The organism is Rhodovulum kholense, assembly GCF_003053725.1.
In the GTDB taxonomy this organism is placed as follows: Bacteria; Pseudomonadota; Alphaproteobacteria; order Rhodobacterales; family Rhodobacteraceae; genus Rhodovulum; species Rhodovulum kholense.
In genome coordinates, this window is the sequence record NZ_QAYC01000037.1 from 1 (window position 1) to 5098 (window position 5098).

Consider the following 5098-nt stretch of genomic DNA (forward strand, 5'->3'; position numbering starts at 1 on the left):
CGCCGCAGATCCGGGTGCGCGCCGATCGAACCAAGCGGGAAACAGGGCGCCGCCGGACGCGGGGCTAGGGACCGCAATCCGCCGGTTGCACATCCGGAGCCCTTGCCCAAGGTGCATGGCGGCATATACACCTGCTACATAACGCCTTTCGGGCAGGTGATGTGCCGCGGTTTCTCCATATGGTCCGACCGCCGAAGAGGCACGACCCCCAAGAATGGCGGGCTCTGCTGCCCGACCCGTCGACCGCCAACCTCAGGAGCGCCGATGAACGTCCTCGTCTTTCAGCACCTCGATGTCGAACACCCCGGCGCGTTCCGGGATTTCTGGGCAGAGGCGGGCCATGGCTGGCACGCCGTCGAACTCGACGCGGGCGATCCGATCCCCGACATGGCGCCCTTCGATCTACTGGTCGCGATGGGCGGGCCACAGGATCTTTGGCAGCAGGACGAGCTGCCCTGGATGCGGGCCGAACTCGACGCCATCCGCACCTGGGTCGTCGATTGGGGGCGGCCCTATCTCGGGATCTGCCTCGGGCATCAGCTGCTGGCCGAGGCGCTGGGCGGCAAGGTCGTCCCGATGACGCGCCCCGAGGTCGGTCTGGCCGATGTGGTCCTGACCGCCGAGGGCGCCGACGACCCGCTGCTGGCCGGGCTTCCCCGGCGGATGCAGAGCTTCCAGTGGCATGGCGCCGAGATCGGGACCCTGCCCGAGGGCGCGGTGGTGCTGGCCGCGAATGCCGCCTGCCCGACCCAGGCGATCCGCTGGGGACGGCATGCCTGGGGCCTGCAATACCATGTCGAGATCACCGAAACGACGGTGGCCGACTGGCAGGCGATCCCCGAATATGCGGCCAGCCTTCGGGCGGCGCTGGGGCCCGAGCGCGCCGGGGGGCTCGGGGCGGAGGTGGCCGCGCATCTTGGGGCCTTCCGTGCCACGGCAAGGCGATTGAACGACAACCTCCTGTCGGTCCTTGCCGCGGCCCCGCGCGGCTGACGGGCGATAGCCCGCTAGAGCCGGAAACCTGCGACGAAGTCCGGCACCGCGATCCCGCCAGGCAGCTTCGGGTCGGGGACCGGGGCGCCCGCCTGCAGGCTCAGCGGCACATGCCCGGCCCAGCGGTCCGTCGCCAGATCCTCGGCATCCTCGTCGGGGCGGGCGTCGGCCACCTTGGTCGAAACCTCGTCAAGCCGCATCCGGATCACCTTCGAGGCCTTCCATTCCTGATCGGTCGGCGGACGGGCATGGTCCCAGAGCCCGGGCGCCAGCTTGTCGATGAAGGCCTTCAGCGCCACGCGCTTGTCCTCGCCCTCGACCGCTTCGGTGGTGCCGAAGGCCATCACCGACCGGTACAGCAGGTTGTGGTTGAAGGCCGCGCGCGAGAAGGCGACGCCGTCGAGATGGGTCACGGTCAGGCAGACCGGAAGGCCCGCGTCCTGCGCCCGCAGCATCCGGCTGGCCGCCGAGCCGTGCCAGTAGACATGATCGCCGATGCGCCAGGGGCAGGTCGGCGTGACCACCGGCGCGCCGTCGATCAGATAGCCGACATGGGCGACGAGGGCGGCGTCGATGATGGCGTCGATCGTCTCGCGGTCGTAGCGCGCGAGCCAGTGATAGCGTTTGACGCGGGTGCGGTCGCTGGGGGCGGTTTCGGGCATGTCGGGTCCTTCGGGAAAACGGTTTCAGCAGTCCTGGCAGGCCAGGGAAAAGGGCAGCGCGGCAAGGCGCGGCACCGGGTAGGACGCGGGCACCGACGCAACCCCGCGCAGCGCCGCCACATGGGCGGCGGGCAGGCCGCGCAATTCTGCGCCCTCGGCGATCCGGCAGAGGTACTCGGCGCTGGGCGGCCGGGGCGCGCGGCGTTCGGTCTTCATCAGCATGACCGCCGCGACCGGGCGGCCATCCTCGGCCAGCACCTCGGCCGGGTGATGGAAATAGACGCCGGTGCCGTTCAGGCGGACCCCCCGCGTTGCCTCCAGCGCATCGGCATCGCGCAGGGACATCCGGTAAAGAACGCCCGGCAAGACGGCACCGGGATCGGCCACCGCCGCCTCTTCGGCCCCGTCCCAGACGCGGGAATGGCCGAAAAAGCCGATCCGGTAGCCGGGCAGGGTGGCGCGGGCGACCAACTCGGCGCCGGGGCACATCCCGCCGATCTCATGGGGATGAAGCTCGACGCCATAGGCGAAGTGCAACACGTGGTCCCTCCGCCGGGGGGCACGGGCGGGGGCCAGGATCATGGGGCAACGCTTTCCTTGGGGGTGACGGTCACGAAAAGCGCGCCCTCGCGGGGCTCTTCGGTGAAGACAAGGTCGCGCTCGACCAGGCTGCGCCGGAACCAGCGCGGCAGATGATCCATCCGGACCATCAGCGGGCGGAACGGCGCCTCGGCCAGCAGCGGTCCGAGCACGGTCATCGAGTTGTGCCGCCGGTCCCCGGCCAGCGCCGCGGCGAGGTCGAGAAACCGGGTGCCGTCGGCGCGGTCCTCGACCGGGACAGGGGGCGGGGCCGCGTCGGGGAGGCCGCCCGGACCGCAACTGCCGCAGCCCCAGGCCGGAACGCTGTCGCAGGCGCAGGCCTCGGTTGCGATCCGGTCCTCGCCCTCGGCCACCGCGGCAAGCTGGCCGTCAAGCGGCCCTTCGGATTTCCAGACGTGAAAGCCCAGCTGGTCCTGGAGATAGGAATAGGCAAAGCCGCGCACCTCGGCCGACAGCAGCACCCGGCAGGGCGCGATTTCCTCGGCCAGCCTGCCAAGCGCCCAGCGCAGACCCGCCACGCCCTCTTCGCGGGGCAGGCGGAACGGAAACTCGCTGCTCAGCGCCCAGCCGGTGCCGGTGCCCTGATAGATCCGGAGGCGCCCGGGCTCGTGCAGGCCGAGGGGCCGGCCGCTATCATCGACATGAACGGCGATCTGCATGGAAACTTTCCTGTTGAGGGGGCGCCGGGCCGCGGACGCGGCCCGGCAGGGGACGTGCGGTCGCTGCTCACCACACGTTGAGGGTCCATACCGCCCTTGCCGTAGATGGCGACTTTGCGGGTCATGGAATGCTCCTTCGTTGCGGGGTCCAGATCGGGAAGGGGCCGGGTGTCGTGCCCCCTTGCCGGACCTACAGCAGGCGCCGTGCCAAGCCGGGACCGCCCCTGGAATTCGCGCGGGGCGGAGAGCTTATGGCTTGTAATAAAAAGGTTTGTCCTGATGTGGTCGCGGCCTTGCGGGCGCCCGGGGCGCCTGGGCTGCGACCCGGGCCGCGTACCGATCGGTAAATGCGCACCGGTATGTAAATCATCTGCCGAACGCTGGGGGCCGCCCCCGCTCCGCCGGGCAGACGGGCGTCAGAACGGCAACCGCCGCCCGGAGGGGCGGCGGCGCAGGATCGGAAAACGTCGGTGTCAGCTCCGGGGCGGCAGGACGGGGGGCCGGAAGGCCCGGGCGTCGATACCGTGCCGTTCCATCCGCGTGCCCAGCATCCGGCGGCTGATCCGCAAAAGCTCGGCGGCGCGGCCGATATTGCCGTCCGCCGCCTTCATCGCCTCGACGATCATCTCGTGTTCGACCGCCCGCACCCTGTCGTCGAGCCCGACCCCCAGCCGGGTGCCGCTTTCCGAGGGAGTCTGAAGCGAGGGCGGCAGGTTCCAGGCATGGATCACCGCGTCATCCGACAGGATCACCGCGCGTTCGATGGCGTTTTCCAGCTCGCGCACATTGCCGGGCCAGTGATAGCTCATCAGCATGTTCAGCGCGGGTGTCGAGATGCGCTTGACGCTCTTGCCCTTCGCGGCGCAGGCCTTGGCCACGAAATGATCGGCCAGCAGGATCACGTCGCTGCCGCGCTCGCGCAGCGGCGGCACGGTGACGGGCACCACGTTCAGCCGGTAGAACAGGTCCTCGCGGAAGAGCCTCTCTGCCACCATCCGTGGCAGGTCGCGGTTGGTCGCCGCGATGACGCGGACATCGACCTCGACCGGCTGGCTGCTGCCGACGCGCTCGACCATCCGGTCCTGCAGCACCCGCAACAGCTTGGCCTGCACTGCGTGGCTCAGCTCGCCCAGCTCGTCGAGAAAGATCGTGCCGCCGTCGGCGCGTTCGAAACTGCCCTTGCGCTGGGCGGTGGCGCCGGTAAAGGCGCCCTTCTCGTGGCCGAACAGCTGGCTTTCGGCGAGCGACTTGGGGATCGCGGCACAGTTGAAGCGGATGAAGGGTCCGTCGGCGCGGTCCGAGGAATAGTGGATGGCGCTCGCGACCAGCTCCTTGCCGACGCCGCTTTCGCCCAGGATCAGCACGGTCGCGCGCGTCTTCGAGACCTTGCCGATCAGGGCATAGACATCGGCCATCATCGCCTTCGAATTGCCGATGATGTTGGTCGGCCGGAACCGCTCTTTCAGCGCGTCCTTCAACTCGCGATTCTGGCGTTCCAGTTCCAGCCGCTCGACATTGGCGATCAGGTACAGCTCGACCGCGGGTGCGATCATCAGCGCGATGGCGGCCAGGAATTCGGCGTCCTGTTTCAGCAGGCGCCGGCTGACATAGCACCGCTCGCCCGCAATCGCGCCCAGAACCTTGCGGCCCAGCGTGATCGGCACGCAGACGAAGGCCGACTTGCGCCGGGTCTCGCCCGCATGGGCGCCGGTCCGGTCGAGGAAATCGGGGTTTTCATGCAGGCGCGGGGCGATGATGACCTTGCCGCTTTCGACCACCTTGCCGGTGATGCCCTCGCCCGGCGCATAGACGCCCCGGCGCTCTTCTTCCTCGGTCAGGCCGAAGCTGTCATGGATGAACACCCGCCCCCGGCGGCGGTCGAGCAGCGAGACGGCGCCCCGGTCCATCCGCATTCCGGCCCGCATGATATCGAGGATCATCCCAAGCGGTGCCGACAGATCGGTGGCGTTCGAGATGGCGTGGTTGAGCCGGTAGAGCGTCGGCAACAGGTTGACCCGGCATTCCCCCGAATAGCATTGGGTGAATTCCTCGTCCGGGCGCACCGTACCTAGGTCGAACAGGTCTGCCGCATCTTCACCAGGCATCCGCGCACCACGTTGTGTATGCAATATACATAACGGTATCAGAGCCCCTTGGCGCCAGAAATCGGGCGAGGGCGCGGGA

At 69.0% G+C, this 5098-nt stretch carries 5 protein-coding genes; 1 reads left to right on the forward strand and 4 read right to left on the reverse strand.

Annotated features, from left to right (window positions below; translation table 11 throughout):
- Window positions 1-264: 264 nt before the first annotated feature.
- Window positions 265-993 (forward strand): type 1 glutamine amidotransferase, encoded by a 729-nt coding sequence (locus C8N38_RS20890; RefSeq protein ID WP_108029027.1) that lies wholly within the window; start codon window positions 265-267, stop codon window positions 991-993.
- 14 nt (window positions 994-1007) lie between these two features.
- Here C8N38_RS20890 and C8N38_RS20895 read toward each other — a convergent pair whose 3' ends face one another.
- From C8N38_RS20895 to C8N38_RS20910, 4 genes are all read right to left on the reverse strand, one after another.
- Window positions 1008-1655, reverse strand: coding sequence for a pyridoxamine 5'-phosphate oxidase family protein (locus tag C8N38_RS20895; protein ID WP_108029028.1), 648 nt, complete (start codon window positions 1653-1655; stop codon window positions 1008-1010).
- Window positions 1656-1679: 24 nt separating this feature from the next.
- Window positions 1680-2237, reverse strand: coding sequence for a gamma-glutamylcyclotransferase family protein (locus tag C8N38_RS20900; protein ID WP_108029029.1), 558 nt, complete (start codon window positions 2235-2237; stop codon window positions 1680-1682).
- Window positions 2234-2914: a Fe-only nitrogenase accessory protein AnfO gene (anfO, locus tag C8N38_RS20905; protein ID WP_108029030.1), complete on the reverse strand. Its 681-nt coding sequence runs from the start codon at window positions 2912-2914 to the stop codon at window positions 2234-2236. The genes C8N38_RS20900 and anfO overlap by 4 nt, the downstream gene beginning before the upstream one ends.
- Window positions 2915-3387: 473 nt before the next feature.
- Window positions 3388-5019: a sigma-54 interaction domain-containing protein gene (locus C8N38_RS20910; RefSeq protein ID WP_108029031.1), complete on the reverse strand. Its 1632-nt coding sequence runs from the start codon at window positions 5017-5019 to the stop codon at window positions 3388-3390.
- Window positions 5020-5098: the final 79 nt, after the last annotated feature.